This window comes from Mycobacterium sp., assembly GCF_049281135.1.
Lineage (GTDB): Bacteria > Actinomycetota > Actinomycetes > Mycobacteriales > Mycobacteriaceae > Mycobacterium.
In genome coordinates this window covers 1-2877 of record NZ_JBAPRN010000486.1, presented here as the reverse complement: position 1 = coordinate 2877, position 2877 = coordinate 1, and the positions used below count along the sequence as shown (strand labels likewise).

Here is a 2877-nt window from a genome sequence, read left to right as displayed (position 1 = left end):
ATGACCGGTCCGTGCTCGCAGTCGACGGTGACCTCGCGAGTCCGGTTGCGCGCCGCGTTGGCCGCGGCGATCGGTCTGCCGTCGATGCCCAGCGCCGCGATCTCGGCCAGCCCTGGTGGCTTGAGCTGGTCGAAGCCGAGTGCGGTGCGATCGATGACGTCCTTCCAGTCGAGCAGGCTGACCGTGACGGTGTCGGTCATCCGAGGCAGCAACGGCAGATCTTGTGGCCCCGATGTTTTCAGCACCCGGACCTGGGGGCCGTCGCCCAGGTCGACGGCCACCAGGGTCGGGTGCGCGGGCACCGGTGAGGTGCTGGGCGTGACTCGCAGCCCGCTCACTTCGGTGGGTTGGGGCAGGGTGAGGGTGAGCGTCGGGGGCGTCTTGTGCTGCACCACTCGCTGCGGTGCCGTCCACGCGGTGGCCGGGTCGCCGTCGGAGGCGGCAGCGGCCGCGCCGAGGACGTCGACCAGATCGGAGTCGCCGTGAGCCTGCGTGGTGTCCGGCTCGGCGACCAGATCGGCCAATTTGGGTCCCGACCGGGCCCGGACCCAGATCGTCGGCAGCACCGAGATCGGCTGCGGCACGCTCAGCGTTCGACTGAAGGTCGCCGGCGTTTCCGTCGCCAGCGCCATCGACGGCGCGCATTGCACGTTCGTCAGACCCGTCGCACAGCCCGGCCTGCCCAACGGATCGGAACCCAGATCCCATTGCGCCACAGCGGCGTTCGCTGGGGCAGCGGGAACTAGCGCGGTGTGCCGAATATTGATCGGATGCGCGAACCCGCGGGCGTCGTACTGCGTGATCGACAAGTCGGTGATCGCGAACTGCACCCCGGGCGACCCATCGTCGGTGCCGATCGCGGTGATGCGGACCCACGGAGTCTCGCCGTACGGCAACGCACCGCTGATCGGTTTGCCAGCCTCGTCAAACCGTAATGTCGTTGTCCCGGTGGTAGTTTCGACCTCGACGCGTCGGACCTGTGCACCGACGGTAGTCGCGCTGGGGGTGATGGTGATGATGCTGTTGGTCACCGGGTGGTCGAAGTCGACCTGAAGCCATTGACCGACGGCCGACTGCAGACTGTTGGACACCCAGGCGGTCGCCGAATCGGCATCGATCGCCGCAACCGGCGACGCGGCGGTCGCGACGTCGGGCAAAACCGTCGAGTCCGACGACGAACTCGACGCCGACAACCGGCCGCCGGTCCACGAGCCGTAGACGGTGTCCGCGCCCGGACTTGGATAGTCCGGCACCCGGTTGAAGGTGTGCCGGGTGTCGCCGACGGCACGGATCGCCGACGAGTGGTGGTCGACCCGGCCGTAGTCGGTCTCGCGGGCCAGCGGGGTGTCGGTGACCGTGACGACCGGTACCGGCAGGCCCGCACCGACGGCGTCGGCGGTCAGCAGCGCCGGGCCGAGCGGGGGCCGGCCCGACAGCCGCCGACGTTCGTCGAGTCGCAAGAAGGCCTCGGGGCCACCGTCGACGCGGGGCAGTCCGTCGATGTCGGCCAGGTAGGGACCGCCGGGATTGCCGGCCATGGCGGTCACGCGGTAGATCTCGACGGCGGGATATCGGGGACGCAATTCGCTGTCGGTGACGAATCCGGACACCGGGCCCGGACCGACCGGCGGGCCGAACTCGGCGACCTTCGGCAGTCGCGGTGATCCGGTGACGGCCCGGTGCACCAGGATCGGGCGGGCCGAACGAGATGCGTCCGGGTCCAGGTCGTTGCGCATCACGACATACGAAATGCCTTGGCGGGCAAGAGTATCAGCGAGGCCCACGGAGGGTGTTCCGGAGGCGAACAGCCGTTGGACCGAGTCCAGCGCGCGGATGGTCTGCGACGGAGTCAGCGGGATGGAGTCGCGCACACCCCACGGGCTGTCGCCGAGCACTTGCAGCGGTTCGTCGTGGCTGGTGCCCCACAGTTGAGTGGCGAACGGCGCGCCGGGGACCACCAACACCCGCCCGGGCGCCGGCACACCGGTGTTGTGCGCGGTCAGCCAGTCGGCGGCGTCATGCCAATACCGCGGTATCGCGCTGTAGGTGCCCGGCGGGGTCATCCGCCCGGTCCACGCCAGCGACGTCCCGGCCATCAGCGCGGTCAGCACCACGATCCCGACCGCAACCCGCTTGTCGCGCTCCGGGTGAGCAAACGCGCTGCGCCATAACGGCTTCGGCGCGCTACCCGGCAGCGGGATCCGGCCGAGCAGCTGGGCCAGTCCCAATACGACGGGGATGCGGATCAGCGACTCGAATTTGTGCACGTTGCGCAGCGGTGCGCCGCCGGCGTCGAGGAAAGCCTGTACGTGCTGCGCCAGCGGTGAGCCCAGTCCGCCGCTGTATCCAACGCCCAGCAGCACCACGCCGGCGAGGAGCATCGTCACCAATCGCCCGCCTGCGGGCACGTTGCCCGCGGACATCCCAGCCAGCCCGGCCAACCCGGCCGCCGCCACCAGGCAGGTGGCCAGGATGGCGACCGAACCGGTGACCAGCGGCGCACCCGCCGTGGCATTGGGCGCTACGAATGGGGTCCAGCTGTCGGTACCGCGCAGCACCTCGACCAACGACGACCACTGCGTCGTCACACCCGAGGATTCGATGAAGTCCAGGAACGGCGGGCTGATCCGGGCCATCAGGATCAGCGCCACCAGCCACCACGTGATGGCCAGCGCCAGCGCCAGTAGCCACCACGCCGCGTAACGCAACCACCGCCGGTTAGGCCGGTGACAGGCCCACCAGATCACCGCGGGCAGACACCCGGCCAGCGTCGCGATCGCGTTCACCGCTCCCATCAGCGCGACGGCCACCCCGGCCTGACCGGCCAGCCGCCGTACCGAGCGCCCCCTTGGATCGTTGCTGCGCAATGCCAAAATC

General features: G+C 69.7%; 1 protein-coding gene. It reads right to left on the bottom strand.

Translation table 11 applies throughout. The features are described 5' to 3' along the window. The coding region (locus WAN02_RS19615) for an alpha-(1->3)-arabinofuranosyltransferase domain-containing protein (protein ID WP_422265901.1) at positions 1-2877 on the bottom strand (2877 nt) is incomplete at both ends.